Origin of the sequence: uncultured Friedmanniella sp. (assembly GCF_964244285.1) — a bacterium.
Classification (GTDB): Bacteria; Actinomycetota; Actinomycetes; order Propionibacteriales; family Propionibacteriaceae; genus Microlunatus.
In genome coordinates this window covers 322,855-338,536 of sequence record NZ_CAXTHT010000001.1, presented here as the reverse complement: position 1 = coordinate 338,536, position 15,682 = coordinate 322,855, and the positions used below count along the sequence as shown (strand labels likewise).

Genomic DNA, 15,682 nt, shown 5'->3' with positions numbered 1-15,682 from the left:
AGGAAACTGTCGGAGCCCCCACCTACAGTGGTGCCTCGTGATGGACCGACTGATCGTCCGGGGTGCCCGCGAGCACAACCTGCGCAACATCTCCCTCGACCTGCCGCGCGACGCACTGATCGTGTTCACCGGCCTGTCCGGGTCGGGCAAGTCCAGCCTGGCCTTCGACACCATCTTCGCCGAGGGCCAGCGCCGCTACGTGGAGTCACTCTCGGCGTACGCGCGGCAGTTCCTCGGCCAGATGGACAAGCCCGACGTCGACTTCATCGAGGGCCTGTCGCCGGCGGTCTCGATCGACCAGAAGTCGACCAGCCGCAACCCCCGCTCGACCGTCGGCACCATCACCGAGGTCTATGACTACCTGCGCCTGCTCTACGCGCGCGCCGGCCGTCCGCACTGCCCGGTCTGCGGCGAGCCGATCAGCCGGCAGTCGCCGCAGCAGATCGTCGACCGGCTGATGGCCCTACCCGACGGCACCCGCTTCCAGGTGCTGGCCCCGGTGGTCCGCGGCCGCAAGGGCGAGTACGTCGAGGTCTTCCGGCAGCTGGCCAGCGACGGCTTCAGCCGCGTCCGGGTGGACGGCGAGGTCGTCCAGCTGATCGAGCCGCCGACGCTGGACAAGCAGAAGAAGCACTCCATCGACGTCATCGTCGACCGGCTCGTGGTCAAGCCCAGCTCCAAGCAGCGGGTGACCGACTCCGTGGAGACCGCCCTCGGCCTGGCCCAGGGCGTGGTGGCGATCGACTTCGTCGACCTGGAGGAGAAGGATCCGCAGCGCGAGCGCCGGTACTCCGAGAAGATGGCCTGCCCGAACGACCACGACATCGCGATCGAAGAGCTCGAGCCGCGCCAGTTCTCGTTCAACGGGCCCTGGGGCGCCTGCCCGGAGTGCAGCGGCCTGGGCACCCGGATGGAGGTCGACCCCGAGCTGGTCGTCCCCGACGACGAGCTCAGCCTCTCCGAGGGGGCGATCGCGCCCTGGGCCTCCGCGCACGTGGCCGACTACTTCCTGCGACTGATCGAGTCGCTGGCCGACAGCGTCGGCTTCAGCACCAAGGTGCCGTGGCACCGGCTGCCCGCGGCGGCGCAGAAGGTGCTGCTGCACGGCGTCCCCAACCAGGTGCACGTCACCTACAAGAACCGCTACGGCCGCGAGCGCTCCTACAACGCCAAGTACGAGGGCGTCATCTCCTACATCGAGCGCCGGCACGCCGAGGCCGAGACCGACACCTCGCGCGAGCGCTTCGCCGGCTACATGCGCGAGGTGCCCTGCAAGACCTGTCACGGAGCCCGGCTCAAGCCGACCTCGCTGGCCGTCACCCTGGGCGGCAGGAACATCGCCGAGATCTCCTCGATGTCCATCGACGAGGCGGCCGCGTTCCTGCTGCAGCTGGAGCTCACCGACCGTGAGCGGCAGATCGCCGAGCGGGTGCTCAAGGAGATCAACGAGCGGCTGCGGTTCCTGCTCGACGTCGGCCTGGACTACCTGTCGCTCAGCCGGCCGACCGCCAGCCTGTCCGGCGGCGAGGCGCAGCGGATCCGGCTCGCCACCCAGATCGGCTCCGGCCTGGTGGGGGTGCTCTACGTCCTGGACGAGCCGAGCATCGGCCTGCACCAGCGCGACAACCGTCGGCTGATCGACACCTTGATCCGGCTGCGGGACATGGGCAACACGCTGATCGTGGTCGAGCACGACGAGGACACGATCAAGGTGGCGGACTGGGCCGTGGACATCGGTCCGGGCGCGGGCGAGCACGGTGGGCACGTGGTGCACTCCGGCAGCGTCCAGGAGCTCCTGGACCACCCGACGTCGCTGACGGGGCAGTACCTCTCCGGCCGGCGCGAGATCCCGCTGCCGGTGGTCCGCCGCCCCCGCACCAGGGGCCGCGAGATCAGTGTGAACCACGCCGTCGAGCACAACCTGCGTGACGTCAGCGTCTCGTTCCCGCTCGGCCAGCTGATCGCGGTCACCGGCGTCTCGGGCTCCGGCAAGTCGACGCTGGTCAACGACATCCTCTACACCGCGCTCGCCAAGCGGATCTACAACGCCCGGGACGTCCCCGGCCGGCACCGCTCGATCACCGGCGCCGACGAGGTGGACAAGATCATCCATGTCGACCAGTCCCCGATCGGCCGCACGCCGCGCTCCAACCCGGCCACCTACACCGGCGTCTTCGACCACGTCCGGCGGCTGTTCTCCGAGACGCAGGAGGCGAAGGTCCGCGGCTACCAGCAGGGCCGGTTCTCGTTCAACGTCAAGGGCGGCCGGTGCGAGAACTGCACCGGCGACGGCACGATCAAGATCGAGATGAACTTCCTGCCCGACGTGTACGTGCCCTGCGAGGTCTGCCACGGGGCCCGGTACAACCGGGAGACCCTCGAGGTGCACTACAAGGGCAAGTCGATCTCCGAGGTGCTCGACATGAGCATCGAGGAGGGTCTGGACTTCTTCGCCGCCCTGCCTTCGATCGCCCGGCACCTGAAGACCCTCGTCGACGTGGGGCTGGGCTACGTCCGGCTGGGTCAGCCGGCCACCACGCTCTCGGGCGGCGAGGCCCAGCGCGTCAAGCTGGCCAGCGAGCTGCAGAAGCGCTCGACCGGACGCACCCTCTACGTCCTGGACGAGCCGACGACCGGGCTGCATTTCGAGGACATCCGCAAGCTGCTGCTGGTCCTCGGCAAGCTGGTGGACGCCGGCAACACCGTGGTGGTGATCGAGCACAACCTGGACGTGATCAAGACCGCCGACTGGCTGATCGACATGGGCCCCGAAGGCGGATCACGCGGCGGGACGGTGATCGCCGAGGGCACGCCGGAGCAGATCGCCCGCTGCCCTGAGTCCTACACCGGGGAGTTCCTGCGGCCACTGCTCGAGGGTCGACCGGTGCCGGTCGGCAAGGCGCAGCCCGCCCTGATCCCCAGCCGCCCGCTGACCAAGAAGGCGCAGAAGGCCATCGCCGCTGACGAGCGTGCGGCCCGCGCCGAGGCGAAGAAGAAGGCCGCCGCCGACAAGGCCGCGGCCCGGGTGCCGGCGGCGCGGGCCAGCTGAGGCACCTTCTGCAGCTCGCCGTGCTCTGATCGCCATCCCGGATGCCCGACGAGAGCGGTCAGCGCACTCTGGGGCTGCGCTCGCGCACTCAGACCGGACCGAGGGCTACGGCGCCGCCGTAGCGGTCACCGGTCTCCGGCTTGCCCGCCCGCTGGGCGTAGGTGGTCACCAGTCCCGGCAGGCTCTGGGAGTCCTCCGGTGCGCCGTAGAGGCTGAGCCGGCCGCCGAGGGCGTCGGGTGCCCCGACCTGCACCGTGCCCAGTCCGACACGCGCCAGGACGGCGCCGAAGTGCCCGCCGGTGACCGCGTCGCGTCCGCCCAGCTCACCGAAGCGGGCCCCGAGGACGAACGGGTCGCCGTCGGGATCGTAGGACTCGCCCACCACACTGACCGTGCCGACGTCGGCGTGCCCCGCGACATCCTGGCCGGGCGCGCCGATGTACAGCTGGCGGCCGCGCCACTCGGTGTCGTCGACCAGGAAGCCGGTCTCGGTGAGGGCAGCGCCGAAACGGTCGCCGGCCTCGACCACCTGCGAGGGGTCGGCGTCGTGCTGGGTGAGGGAGACGCGCTCGCTGGGGTCCGAGCTGGGACGCTCGACGACGCCGGCGTTGGCGATGCTGCCGACCGACTCCCCGGGGGCGCCGAACCAGTCCTGAGCCAGTGATGCGCCGAAGTGGTCTCCCGGTTCCGGTGTTCCCGGCATCCCGGGACTGGCCTGGGTGAGGAGGGTCGCCCGACCGAGGGTGGTGGTGATCAGCACCGCTCCCGCCCCGGCCGCACCCCGCACGGTCCGGTTCGGGATGCCGACCTCGTAGTCGGAGTAGAGCGCCGCTCCCATCGCGTCGCCGGTGTGCGGGCTCCCCGGGATCCCGGGGGTGTCGAGGGTGATCTGCCGGGAGGTCTTCGTCAGGACGCGGCCGTGGCGCAGGTCGTAGTCGACGACCCCGCCTGCTCCCTCCTGGCCGGCGACCGTACGCCCGGGTTCGCCCACCCGGAGCGTGGCCGTGCGATCAGGGGCGTAGGTCTCGATCGCGATCGTCTGGCCGAAGCGGGCGTGCGCCTGGACCGAACCCGCCACGTGGGCGCTGTTCTGCGTGAGCGTCTTCGCGTACCGCAGTCCCTTGGCCGAGCCGTAGAACACCGCCACCCCGCCGGCGTCGCGCTGGCCCGCGACGTCCAGTCCGGGGACGCCGACGGCGAGGTCGAGGTAGGAGTCGTCGTTCAGGCTGCCGAACCCCAGGGCAGAGCCGAAGCCGTCGTGAGCGTGGGCCACGGGCAGCACGAGCGCTTGCGTCGGGTGGTTGTTGCAGGGGTGCCGGATCTCCACGGCGCCAGCCCCGGCAGTCTTGCCGCGGTCCTCGCTCGGCACGCCGATGGCGAGGTCGAGCGCGCCGTCGCCGTCGAAGTCGCTCGCGGAGTCATCGACGCACGTCACGGCCACGTTGCGTGGTGTGGCCGGTGCCGCCGCTGCGGTACCGCCTGGACCCAGAGCCGCCGCCCCCACGACCACGCCCGCCAACAACCAGGACCCGCAGCGTCTCGTCATCGAGCTCCTCCCGCTGCCGGTCAGCGTAGCCACGGTTCCCATGCTCCGCTACCTTTTCTGACCGCCCGGGGCCCGGCCTCACTCGCGGTCGGGCGCTGGCGCGGACCCGGTGTACGTAATGCCGGGTTCGATGCTCTCCACCTCCGTGACCCGCTCCGCTGCCGGCCTGGTGACCCGGCCGTCCCGTCGGGCCGCCTCCCGTCCCTGGCTGCCGCCGGTCGCCCTCGCCGGGGTCGCGGTGGTCTGGGGCGTCACCTTCACGGTGGTGGACGGGGCGGTCGATGCCGTGCCCGTCGTCGACCTCGTCGGCTGGCGCTTCGGCCTGGCCACCCTGCTGCTGCTCCTGCTCCGCCGCTCGGGCCCCACGCTGCCCCGCCGGCTGCTGGGGCGGACCGTGCTGCTGGGTCTGCTGCTCGGCTCGGGCTTCCTGCTGCAGGCCTGGGCGCTGACCTACACCGACGCCCTCGTCTCGGGGTTCCTGACCGGGATGCTGGTGGTGGTCGCACCCCTCGCGGGCTGGCTGATGTTCCGCCAGCGGCCGGCCGCCGGGGTCGGCGCGGGCGTGGTGCTGGCGGTCGGCGGTGTCCTCCTGCTGGGAGGGCCGGGCGGCGGACTCGGGCCGGGTGAGTGGCTGACCCTGGCGGCCGCGGTGGTCTGGGGCTTGCACCTGGTGCTGATGTCGCGGTGGGCCGAGGCGCCGTACGCGCTGGCACTGGCCCGCACGCAGACAGGCACCGTCGCGGCGACCGCGGTGCTCGCCGGCCTTCTCCGCGCGCTGGTCACCGGCTCCTCGCCACTGCCGGCCCTCCCGGCCGGCGCCTCCACCTGGTGCTCGGTGGGCTACCTGTCCGTGGCGGCGACGGCCGGCGCGCTGGTCCTGCTGAGCTGGTCGCAGGCCCGGGTGGACGCCACCCGGGCCGCGGTCATCCTCACCCTCGAACCGGCCGTCTCGGGCCTGACCGCGGCCGTGACCGGACGGGCCCTGGACGCGCGGGTCGTGGTCGGTTCCGCGCTGCTGCTCGTGGCGATGTTGCTGGTCGAGCTCGGCCGCCGGCCGCCTAGCCCCTCGCGCCGGCCCTCGTGAGGGGAACGGGTCGGAGCTCAGCTGACGGTTGTCGGGCTGGGATCGACCCGCAGCGCGGAAGTCCTTGTCAGTCCCGCCGCCTAGAGTTGAACCCGTGGCTGTCCCCTCCGTCCGACCCTCCTCGCGCCACCCGTTGGCGTACCGGCCGGCACCGGGTTCCATCCCGGACCAGCCCGGGGTCTACCGCTTCTCCGACCCCGAGGGCCGGGTCATCTACGTGGGCAAGGCGAAGAGTCTCCGGTCGCGGCTGAACTCCTACTTCGCCGACCTCAGCTCGTTGCACAGCCGGACCCAGTCGATGGTGCTGACGGCCGCCCGGGTCGACTGGACGGTCGTGCAGACCGAGGTCGAGGCGCTCCAGCTGGAGTACTCCTGGATCAAGGAGTTCGACCCCCGGTTCAACATCAAGTACCGCGACGACAAGTCCTACCCGTGGATGGCGGTCACCCTCAGCGAGGAGTTCCCACGGGTGACGGTGGGCCGCGGACCCAAGCGCAAGGGCACCCGCTACTTCGGGCCCTACTCACACGCCTGGGCCATCCGCGAGACCGTCGACCTGGTGCTGCGGGTGTTCCCGATGCGCTCCTGCCGTCCGGGAGTGTTCAAGAACCATCGCCAGCTGGGCCGGCCCTGCCTGCTCGGCTACATCGGCAAGTGCTCGGCGCCCTGCATCGGCCGGGTGACGCCCGAGGAGCACCGCGAGATCGTCGACGACTTCTGCACGTTCATGGCCGGCCAGTCCGGCCCGATGGTCAAGCAGCTCGAACGCGACATGCGCCGGGCCAGCGACGAGCTCGAGTTCGAGCGGGCGGCCCGGATCCGCGACGACATCGGCGCCTTGCAGCGCGCGACCGAGCAGAACGCCATCGTCTTCCGCGACGGCACCGACGCCGACGTGGTGGCGGTGGCCGAGGACCCGCTGGAGGTCGCCGTCCAGATCTTCCACGTCCGCGGCGGCCGGGTCCGGGGCGAGCGCGGCTGGGTGGCCGACCGGTTCGACGAGGAGGGCACCGGCGAGCTGGTCGAGTCGTTCCTGCTGCAGCTCTACGCCGAGTCCGACTCCTCCACGACCGACCGGGACGCGGTCCCGCGGGAGATCCTCGTACCGGCCCTGCCGCCGTCGCTGGAGCCCCTGACCGAGCTGCTGAGCGAGCGTCGCGGGTCGCACGTGGACATCCGGGTGCCGCAGCGGGGGGACAAGCGGCAGCTGATGGAGACGGTCGCACGCAACGCCCAGCAGGCGCTGATCAGGCACAAGACCACCCGGGCCGGCGACCTCTCGACCCGTAACCGGGCTCTGGAAGAGATCCAGGAGGCCCTCGAGCTGCCGACGGTACCGCTGCGGATGGAGTGCTTCGACATCTCCAACCTGCAAGGCACCGAGGTGGTCGCCTCGATGGTCGTGTTCGAGGACGGGCTGCCGCGCAAGAGCGAGTACCGGCGCTTCGTCATCCGCGGCGTCGACGGCCAGAACGACGTGGCGGCGATGCACGAGGTCATCACCCGCCGCTTCCGCCGGCTGATCGACGACCGCGCGGCCATGGCCACGGCCGAGGCGGACGGGAGCAACGAGGGCCCGCTGCTGGTCGACCCGACGACCGGGGCGCCGCGTCGTTTCGCGTACGCGCCGGCGCTGGTGGTGGTCGACGGCGGCCCGCCGCAGGTGGCCGCCGCCGCGCAGGCTCTGGACGAGCTGGGCATCTCCGACGTGGCGCTCTGCGGGCTGGCCAAGCGGCTGGAGGAGGTCTGGCTGCCGGATCTGGACGAGCCCGTGATCCTGCCCCGGACCAGCGAGGGCCTGTACCTGCTGCAGCGGCTCCGCGACGAGGCGCACCGCTTCGCCATCACCCACCACCGCTCCCGCCGCAGCAAGTCGATGGTCGAGTCGCTGCTCGACCAGGTGCCCGGCCTCGGTGAGGTCCGCCGCAAGGCGCTGATGACCCACTTCGGCTCGCTGAGGAAGCTGCGCCTGGCCAGCGTCGAGGAGATCGCCGCCGTACCCGGCTTCGGACCCAAGCTCGCCCAGTCGATCCTCGACGCCTTGGCCGCCGCCCCGCAGCCCGAGGCCGTCAACACCGCCACCGGTGAGATCCTGACCGGCGCCGAGCCGGGATAATGACCAGGTGAGCACCGAGATCGACGAGCCCGACGCCTCGCCCGACCCCTCGCCTGACGCCTCGCCCGACGCCCTGTCCGATCCGGTGCCGGCCGCGGCCGAGGAGGCCGAGGAGGCCGAGCTGCGGCTGGTCGTGGTGACGGGCATGTCCGGGGCCGGTCGTTCGACGGCGGCGGACAACCTCGAGGACCTCGGCTGGTACGTCGTCGACAACCTGCCGCCGAACGTGCTGCCGGAGGTCTGCCGGCAGGCTCGGCAGAACGGGATCGCCCGGCTGGCCGTCGTGCTCGACGTGCGGACGCGGTCCTTCTTCGAACAGCTGGCGACGATGTTCGCCGACCTCGCCAAGGTGGGCACGCTGCCCGAGATCTTGTACCTGGAGGCCTCCGACGACGTGATCGTGCGCCGGCAGGAGTCGGTCCGGCGGCCGCACCCGCTGCAGGGCGACGGCCGGCTGCTGGACGGCATCACCCGCGAGCGCGAGCTGCTCGCCACCCTCCGGGCTGCGGCCGACCTGGTCATCGACACCTCCTCGCTGAACGTGCACCAGCTGGGTGCGCGCGTCCGGCACGCGTACGGGGGCGAGGGGTTCGACCAGCTGCGGGTGACGCTGCTGTCCTTCGGCTTCAAGAACGGTGTCCCCGTCGACGCCGACATGGTGGTCGACGTCCGCTTCCTGCCCAACCCGCACTGGGTCCCGGAGCTGCGGCCGCAGACCGGGCTGAGCAGACCCGTCAGCGAATACGTCCTCGGACAGGACGGCGCGGAGCCGTTCCTGCAGCACCTGCAGGGGCTGCTCGAGGTGGTCTCCGTCGGCTACCTCCGCGAGGGCAAGCGGTTCGCGACCATCGCGGTCGGGTGCACCGGCGGCAAGCACCGCAGCACCGCGATCTCCGAGGAGTTCGCCCGTCGGCTGCGGGCGTCCGGACGGCCGGCGACGGTGCTGCACCGCGACCTGGGCCGGGAGTGAGGCCGGCGCAGCCCAGCCGTCCCACCCTGCGGCCGGCCGTGGTGGCGTTCGGTGGCGGGCACGGGCTGTCCGCCTCGCTCAGCGCGTTGCGCCGCGTCACCGACCGGCTGACTGCCGTGGTCACGGTCGCGGACGACGGCGGTTCGTCGGGCCGGTTGCGGGCCGAGCTGAACTGCCTGCCCCCGGGTGACCTGCGGATGGCCCTGGCCGCGCTCTGCGACGACGACCAGTCCGGTCGCACCTGGGCCGACGTGCTGCAGTACCGCTTCACCGGCTCCGGTCCGCTGCGCGACCACGCCATCGGCAACCTGCTGATCGCCGGTCTCTGGGAACGGCTGGGCGACCCGGTCGCCGGCCTCGACATGGTCGCCAGGCTGCTCGGTGCCAAGGGGCGGGTGCTGCCGATGGCCGCCGTCCCGCTCGAGATCGTCGCCGAGGTGATCGGCCTCGACCCGGCGCGTCCGGACGAGCAGGCGACCGTCCGCGGCCAGGCGGCCGTGGCCAAGACCAGTGCCGAGGTGCTGGCCGTTCGGCTGGAGCCGGTCAACCCGCCCGGCTGCCCCGAGTCGGTCGAGGTGGTACAGGCGGCGGACTGGGTCGTGCTGGGTCCGGGGTCGTGGTTCACCTCGGTGATCCCGCACCTACTGGTCCCCACCCTCGCCCGCGCCATCGAGAGCACGCCCGCGCGACGCGTCCTCACCCTCAACCTGGAACCGGCGGGGGAGACCGCCGGCTTCTCCCCGGCCAAGCACATCGAGCTGCTGGCCGAGCACGCCCCGAACCTGCGGCTGGACGTCGTGCTGGCCGACGCCACCTTTGCCGGCGACGATCCCCACCTGCACCGTTGGGCGAAGTCGCTCGGCGCCGAGCTGGTGGTGGCCGACCTCGCCGCCCGTGACGGCTCGCCCCGCCACGACACCCTGCGGCTGGCCTCGGCCTACGCCGAGATCATGGGCGTCTGACGCTGTTCCCTGAGCGCGTCGACACCGCCAGTTGCCTCACGGCAGCCCAGCGCCGCGTGGGCTCGGTACGGTGCGCCTTGCGCCCGTTTCCCACCGTTGCGCCTTCCGTGGAGGGCGCAACGGTCGATATCAGGCGCATCGTTGCCGGCTGAGCTCCGTCGCTGAGGAGTCCGGCGGTGCTCGACGAGCGTGACATCATTCCGGCATGGCTATGACCGCGCAGGTGAAGGCGGAGCTGGCGACCATCAAGGTCACCAAGCCCTGCTGCCGCAAGTCCGAGGTCGCAGCGACGCTGAGGTTCGCCGGAGGGCTTCACATCGTCAGTGGGCGGATCGTGATCGAGGCGGAGCTGGACACCGGGGCGGCGGCCCGCCGGCTGCGCACCGACATCAGCGAGGTGTTCGGGCACGGCAGCGACCTCGTGGTCGTCAACGGTGCCGGCCTCCGCCGCGGCACGCGCTACGTGGTCCGGGTGGTCAAGGACGGCGACGCCCTGGCCCGGCAGACCGGTCTGGTCGACTCGCGCGGACGCCCGGCCCGTGGGCTGCCGGCCCAGGTGGTCAGCGGTGGGCTCTGCGACTGCGTCGCGGCGTGGCGGGGCGCCTTCCTCGCGCACGGCTCGCTCACCGAGCCCGGACGGTCGATGGCGCTCGAGGTTACCTGCCCCGGACCCGAGGCGGCCCTCGCCCTCGTCGGCGCGGCGCGTCGGCTGGGCATCTCGGCGAAGGCGCGCGAGGTGCGGATGGTGGACCGGGTGGTGATCCGGGACGGCGACGCGATCGGCGCCCTGCTGACCCACCTCGGCGCGCACGAGTCCTTGATGGCCTGGGAGGAGCGTCGGATGCGTCGCGAGGTCCGCGCCTCGGCCAACCGGCTGGCGAACTTCGACGACGCGAACCTGCGTCGGTCCGCCCGCGCGGCCGTCGCGGCCGGGGCCCGGGTGGAGCGGGCGCTGGAGATCCTCGGCGACGACGTGCCCGAGCACCTCAAGGCCGCCGGAATGCTGCGGGTGCAGAACAAGCAGGCGTCGCTGGAGGAGCTGGGACAGCTGCACGACCCGCAGCTCACCAAGGATGCCGTCGCCGGGCGGATCCGGCGGCTGCTGGCCACGGCCGACAAGCTGGCCGCCGAGCTCGGCATCCCCTCGACCGAGGCCAACCTCAGCGCCGACATGCTGGACGACGCCGACTGAGGCTTTCCGGGCGCCGTGGGCAGGTGTAACGCGGACGTAACACCACTGCCCAACAGGTATCAGACCAGTCGTCACCCGGTCGGTACGGGGGCCAGCCGGGTTGGCTAGGGTGGGCGGGTCCCGATCGTGGGGCTCGTCGCACTCCAAGGAGAACGCTTTCATGACCGTACGCGTGGGCATCAACGGCTTCGGCCGCATCGGCCGCAACTTCTTCCGGGCGGTGCAGGCCTCAGGCGCCGACATCGAGGTCGTGGCGTTCAACGACCTCGGCTCGGACGACACCCAGGCTCACCTGCTCAAGTACGACTCGATCCTCGGCCGTCTCGGCCAGCCCGTCTCGGTCGTCGACGGCGGCATCCAGGTGGGCGACCACCTGATCAAGTCCTACGCCGAGCGCGACCCGGCGAACCTGCCCTGGGGCGAGATCGGCGCCGACATCGTCGTGGAGTCCACCGGGTTCTTCACCGACGGGACCAAGGCCAAGGCGCACCTCGACGGCGGCGCCAAGAAGGTCATCATCTCCGCGCCGGCCAAGAACGACGACTTCACCGTGGTGATGGGCGTCAACGACTCCGACTACGACCCGGCCGCGCACCACATCATCTCCAACGCCTCCTGCACCACGAACTGCCTGGCCCCGATGGCGAAGGTCCTCAACGACGAGTTCGGCATCGTCAAGGGCCTGATGACCACCATCCACGCCTACACCCAGGACCAGAACCTGCAGGACGGCCCGCACGCCGACCTGCGTCGCGCCCGGGCGGCGGCGCTGAACATCGTCCCGACCTCGACCGGTGCGGCCAAGGCCATCGGCCTGGTGCTGCCGGAGCTCAAGGGCAAGCTCGACGGCTACGCGCTGCGCGTGCCGGTGCCGACCGGCTCGGCCACCGACCTGACTTTCGAGGCCGGTCGGGAGACGACCGCCGCCGAGGTCAACGCCGCCCTCAAGGCCGCCGCCGAGGGGCCGCTCAAGGGCTACCTGCTCTACACCGAGGACCCGATCGTCTCCAGCGACATCGTGACCGACCCGCACTCCTGCATCTTCGACTCCGGCCTGACCAAGGTCATCGGCAACCAGGTCAAGGTCGTGGGCTGGTACGACAACGAGTGGGGCTACTCCAACCGCCTCGTCGACCTGGTCGGCCTGGTCGGCAGCCACCTCTGACCTGCTGCACCAACGGACACCTCGCTCCTGAGCCTGTCGAAGGGCAGCCCTTCGACAGGCTCAGGGCACGTGAAGGGACTTCTCATGCGCTCGGTTTCTGAACTCGGCGACCTCACCGGCAAGAGAGTGCTGGTCCGCTGCGACCTCAACGTCCCACTGGACGGCACCACCATCACCGACGACGGCCGGATCCGGGCCTCCGTCCCCACGCTGACCAAGCTGCGGGAGGCGGGCGCGAAGGTCGTCGTGCTGGCGCACCTCGGTCGGCCCAAGGGCGAGGTGAACACGAAGTACTCCCTCGCCCCGGCGGCCGCGCGTCTCGGCCAGCTGCTCGGCACCGAGGTGACGCTCGCGACCGACGTCGTCGGGGAGTCGGCCCAGGCCACCGTGGCCGCGCTCGCGGACGGCGAGGTCGCGATGCTGGAGAACGTCCGGTACGAGCCGGGCGAGGAGTCCAAGGACGACGCCGTCCGCGGCCAGCTCGCCGAGCGCTACGCCGCCCTGGGTGACGTCTTCGTCTCCGACGGCTTCGGCGTCGTGCACCGCAAGCAGGCCTCGGTCTACGACCTGGCGTCGCGGCTGCCGAACGCCGCCGGCGGCCTCGTCCTGGCCGAGGTCGAGGTGCTCAAGCAGCTGACCGAGGACCCGGCCCGGCCGTACGTGGTCGTCCTGGGAGGGGCGAAGGTCTCCGACAAGCTCGCCGTGATCGCCAACCTGCTCAAGACCGCGGACACGCTGGTGGTCGGCGGCGGCATGGTCTTCACGTTCCTGGCCGCGCAGGGCCACGAGGTCGGCACCTCCCTGCTCGAGGCCGACCAGATCGAGACCGTCCGCGGCTACCTGAACGAGGCGGCCTCGACCGGCAAGCAGATCGTGCTGCCCTCCGACATCGTGGTGGCCCCGGCCTTCGCGGCGGACGCGACCCCCACCACGGTGCCCGCCGACGCGATGCCCGCCGACCAGATCGGCCTGGACATCGGCCCCGAGTCGTCCCGGGTCTTCGCGTCGGTCATCTCCTCGGCCAGGACGGTGTTCTGGAACGGCCCAATGGGTGTCGCGGAGTGGGAGAGCTTCGCCGGCGGCACCCGCGCGGTGGCGCAGGCGCTGACCGAGGTCGACGGGCTGTCCGTGGTCGGCGGTGGCGACTCCGCCGCTGCGGTCCGCGACCTCGGCTTCGCCGACGACGACTTCGGTCACATCTCCACCGGCGGCGGCGCCAGCCTGGAATACCTGGAAGGTCGCACCCTGCCGGGTCTGGCCGTGCTCGAGTCGAGAGAGGCGTAGCCGATGGCCCGCATGCCGTTGATGGTCGGTAACTGGAAGATGAACCTCAACCACGTCGAGGCCGTCGGCCTGGTGCAGAAGCTGGCCTGGACACTGGAGGACAAGAAGTACGACCGGACGCGCTCGGAGGTGGTCGTGCTGCCGCCGTTCACCGACATCCGGACGGTGCAGACCCTGGTCGAGGGGGACCGGCTCACCCTCGGCTTCGGCGCCCAGGACGTCTCGGCGCACAAGAGCGGCGCTTTCACCGGCGAGGTCTCGGTGGAGATGCTGGCCAAGCTCAACTGTGGCTACGTCACCATCGGCCACTCCGAGCGGCGCAAGAACCACGGTGAGAGCGACGACCTCGTCAGCCGGAAGGTCCAGCGCGCGGTCAACGGGGGGGTGACGCCGATCATCTGCGTCGGCGAGGACGTCGAGGTCCGCGAGGCCCGGCACCACGTCGCGTACTGCCTCGGTCAGGTGAACGCCGCCCTGACGGACCTGAGCAACGAGCAGATCGCCACGGTGGTGATCGCCTACGAGCCGGTCTGGGCCATCGGCACCGGAGCGGTCGCCACCCCCGAGGACGCACAGGAGGTGTGCGCCGCCATCCGACGGCTGATCGGGTCGCGGTTCACCGAGCCGGTCGCCGAGCAGGTCCGGATCCTCTACGGGGGCTCGGTTAAGGCCAACAACGTCGCCGCGATCATGTCCCAGCCCGACGTCGACGGCTGTCTGGTCGGAGGGTCGAGCCTGATCGTGGACGAGTTCGCGGCCATTGCACGCTTCTACGACCTGCCCGCTCTCTGAGGGCCGCTCCGGCCGTCTCCCCGAGCCCGGCCCAGCCGTCTCCTCGAGCCCGTCGAAGGTACAGAATCCGTCACAGTGTGAGTTAGGCTACGTCCGTGTTTTTCGTGCCCATGATGACCACCCCGATCCTGATCTTCTCGATCGTCCTGGTCATCACCAGTGTCGTCCTGGCGCTCTTCGTGCTCATGCACAAGGGACGCGGCGGCGGCTTGTCCGACCTCTTCGGCGGCGGTATCTCGTCCTCGATGGGCGGGTCGTCGGTCGCTGAGCGCAACCTCGACCGGCTCACGGTGGTCGTCGGCGTCGTCTGGCTGGCGGCGATCGTGGCGCTGGGCCTGCTGTACAAGCTCGGCGCCTGACGCCGTTCTGCACGACGCCGGGGGCCGGGCGGAGCGGGCGGCCCCACGCAGGGACGACATCAGTCGGTCGGGTTGACGCAGCGAGGGGGAACGAACGTGGCTGGTGGTAGTGCCATTCGTGGCAGCCGGGTCGGAGCAGGGCCGATGGGCGAAGCCGAGCGTGGGGACGCCGCGCCGCGCCTCTACGTCTCGTACTTCTGCTCCCACGGCCACGAGACCCGGCCGGCCTTCGCGGCCGAAGCGATCGTCCCCGAGAGCTGGGACTGCCCGCGCTGCGGACTGCCGGCGAACCTCGACTCGGCCAACCCGCCGCCGCCGCCGAAGATCGAGCCCTACAAGACCCACCTCGCCTACGTCAAGGAACGCCGCAGCGAGACCGAGGCCGCCGACATCCTGAGCGAGGCCCTGCAGGCGCTGCGCGACCGTCGCGCCCGCGGCGACGTCATCTACTGAACCGGGTCGTTCCTGCCGCGGTCACCGCGACGTCCGCGACGTGATGCCGAGTAGCGGCGCATGACCGACGCGGGCTGCCAGCCCGGTGGCTCCGGCAGCTGCCAGCCGCGCCAACGGGCGAGCAGGGTCAGCCCGGCTCCCGTCGCGGTCGTGGCCACCAGGCCGGCCGAGGGGTGGCCGAGCTGGTCCAGCAGCACCATCACGCCGCTGGCCACCAGGGCGCAGGTCGCGTAGAGCGGCCCGCCGAAGATGCCGGGGCGACGACCCAGCACCAGGTCGCGCACCGTGCCGCCGCCGACGGCGGTGATGGCGCCGAGCAGGACCGCAGGCAGCCAGCCGAGACCGGCGTCGAGCGTCTTCTGCGCCCCGGCCGCGGCCCAGCAGCCGAGGGCGAGTGCGTCCACCACCAGGTAGGTGCGGTGCCACCCCCGCCCCTCGACCTCCAGCAGGAACGCGATCCCGGCCCCGGCGAGGGCGGTGGCGATGTAGGCGTAGTCGGTCAGGGCGACCGGCGTCCCCTGCTGCAGGAGCGTGTCCCGGATCAGACCGCCTCCGAGCCCGGACAGGATCGCCAGCGTGCCGAGGCCCACGAGGTCCAGCCGGGCCCGGCGCGCCAGGGCGCCGCCGAGCACCGCATTGCCGAGCACCCCCAGCAGGTCGATCAGCCGGAACAGGGCGTCGAGGGCCTCGGGCGGTTGAGGCGTCATCGG

At 71.5% G+C, this 15,682-nt stretch carries 13 protein-coding genes; 11 read left to right on the top strand and 2 right to left on the bottom strand.

All coding sequences use genetic code 11. The features are described 5' to 3' along the window. The first annotated feature begins 40 nt into the window (after positions 1–40). A complete protein-coding gene (gene uvrA, locus ACFE7W_RS01545) occupies positions 41–3,049 on the top strand; it encodes an excinuclease ABC subunit UvrA (RefSeq protein ID WP_375423521.1) in 3,009 nt (1,002 codons plus the stop codon). Positions 3,050–3,137: 88 nt separating this feature from the next. Here the strand turns inward: uvrA and ACFE7W_RS01540 are convergent, their stop codons facing one another. Next, positions 3,138–4,595 carry a hypothetical protein gene (locus ACFE7W_RS01540; RefSeq protein WP_375423006.1) on the bottom strand — a complete coding sequence of 486 codons (1,458 nt, stop codon included), beginning with the start codon at positions 4,593–4,595 and terminating at the stop codon, positions 3,138–3,140. 145 nt (positions 4,596–4,740) lie between these two features. On the opposite strand from ACFE7W_RS01540, the gene ACFE7W_RS01535 reads away from it, so the two are divergent. The 10 genes from ACFE7W_RS01535 (at position 4,741) to ACFE7W_RS01490 (ending at position 14,972) form a co-directional block, all read left to right on the top strand. Beyond that, positions 4,741–5,679, top strand: coding sequence for an EamA family transporter (locus ACFE7W_RS01535; protein ID WP_375423005.1), 939 nt, complete (start codon positions 4,741–4,743; stop codon positions 5,677–5,679). Positions 5,680–5,773: 94 nt separating this feature from the next. Then, positions 5,774–7,795 carry an excinuclease ABC subunit UvrC gene (gene uvrC / locus ACFE7W_RS01530; RefSeq protein WP_375423004.1) on the top strand — a complete coding sequence of 674 codons (2,022 nt, stop codon included), beginning with the start codon at positions 5,774–5,776 and terminating at the stop codon, positions 7,793–7,795. Positions 7,796–7,880: 85 nt separating this feature from the next. After that, positions 7,881–8,765, top strand: coding sequence for an RNase adapter RapZ (gene rapZ / locus ACFE7W_RS01525; protein WP_375423520.1), 885 nt, complete (start codon positions 7,881–7,883; stop codon positions 8,763–8,765). Beyond that, positions 8,762–9,727: a uridine diphosphate-N-acetylglucosamine-binding protein YvcK gene (yvcK, locus tag ACFE7W_RS01520; protein ID WP_375423003.1), complete on the top strand. Its 966-nt coding sequence runs from the start codon at positions 8,762–8,764 to the stop codon at positions 9,725–9,727. The genes rapZ and yvcK overlap by 4 nt, the downstream gene beginning before the upstream one ends. A 205-nt stretch (positions 9,728–9,932) precedes the next feature. Further along, entirely contained in the window at positions 9,933–10,919 is a 987-nt protein-coding gene (whiA, locus tag ACFE7W_RS01515) for a DNA-binding protein WhiA (RefSeq protein WP_375423002.1), read from the top strand. 160 nt (positions 10,920–11,079) lie between these two features. Beyond that, on the top strand, positions 11,080–12,084 hold the full coding sequence (gene gap, locus ACFE7W_RS01510; protein WP_375423001.1) for a type I glyceraldehyde-3-phosphate dehydrogenase: 1,005 nt from the start codon (positions 11,080–11,082) through the stop codon (positions 12,082–12,084). 84 nt (positions 12,085–12,168) lie between these two features. Next, entirely contained in the window at positions 12,169–13,368 is a 1,200-nt protein-coding gene (locus ACFE7W_RS01505; protein WP_375423000.1) for a phosphoglycerate kinase, read from the top strand. Between the two features lie 3 nt (positions 13,369–13,371). Beyond that, the gene (gene tpiA, locus ACFE7W_RS01500; RefSeq protein WP_375422999.1) at positions 13,372–14,160 is read left to right on the top strand and encodes a triose-phosphate isomerase; all 789 of its coding nucleotides are present in this window, start codon (positions 13,372–13,374) and stop codon (positions 14,158–14,160) included. Positions 14,161–14,273: 113 nt separating this feature from the next. Further along, entirely contained in the window at positions 14,274–14,519 is a 246-nt protein-coding gene (gene secG / locus ACFE7W_RS01495) for a preprotein translocase subunit SecG (RefSeq protein ID WP_375423519.1), read from the top strand. 96 nt (positions 14,520–14,615) lie between these two features. Next, positions 14,616–14,972 (top strand): RNA polymerase-binding protein RbpA, encoded by a 357-nt coding sequence (locus tag ACFE7W_RS01490; RefSeq protein WP_375422998.1) that lies wholly within the window; start codon positions 14,616–14,618, stop codon positions 14,970–14,972. Here ACFE7W_RS01490 and ACFE7W_RS01485 read toward each other — a convergent pair. After that, complete coding sequence (locus tag ACFE7W_RS01485; RefSeq protein WP_375422997.1) at positions 14,966–15,679, bottom strand: trimeric intracellular cation channel family protein; 714 nt, start codon at positions 15,677–15,679, stop codon at positions 14,966–14,968. The two genes, ACFE7W_RS01490 and ACFE7W_RS01485, sit on opposite strands and share 7 nt — an antisense overlap. Positions 15,680–15,682 lie beyond the last annotated feature (3 nt).

Coding starts and splice junctions, on each gene's coding strand:
- uvrA (WP_375423521.1), top strand. CDS start 41: ATGGACCGACTGATCGTCCGGGGTGCCCGCGAGCACAACCTGCGCAAC.
- ACFE7W_RS01540 (WP_375423006.1), bottom strand. CDS start 4,595: ATGACGAGACGCTGCGGGTCCTGGTTGTTGGCGGGCGTGGTCGTGGGG.
- whiA (WP_375423002.1), top strand. CDS start 9,933: ATGGCTATGACCGCGCAGGTGAAGGCGGAGCTGGCGACCATCAAGGTC.
- gap (WP_375423001.1), top strand. CDS start 11,080: ATGACCGTACGCGTGGGCATCAACGGCTTCGGCCGCATCGGCCGCAAC.
- ACFE7W_RS01505 (WP_375423000.1), top strand. CDS start 12,169: ATGCGCTCGGTTTCTGAACTCGGCGACCTCACCGGCAAGAGAGTGCTG.
- tpiA (WP_375422999.1), top strand. CDS start 13,372: ATGGCCCGCATGCCGTTGATGGTCGGTAACTGGAAGATGAACCTCAAC.
- secG (WP_375423519.1), top strand. CDS start 14,274: ATGACCACCCCGATCCTGATCTTCTCGATCGTCCTGGTCATCACCAGT.
- ACFE7W_RS01485 (WP_375422997.1), bottom strand. CDS start 15,679: ATGACGCCTCAACCGCCCGAGGCCCTCGACGCCCTGTTCCGGCTGATC.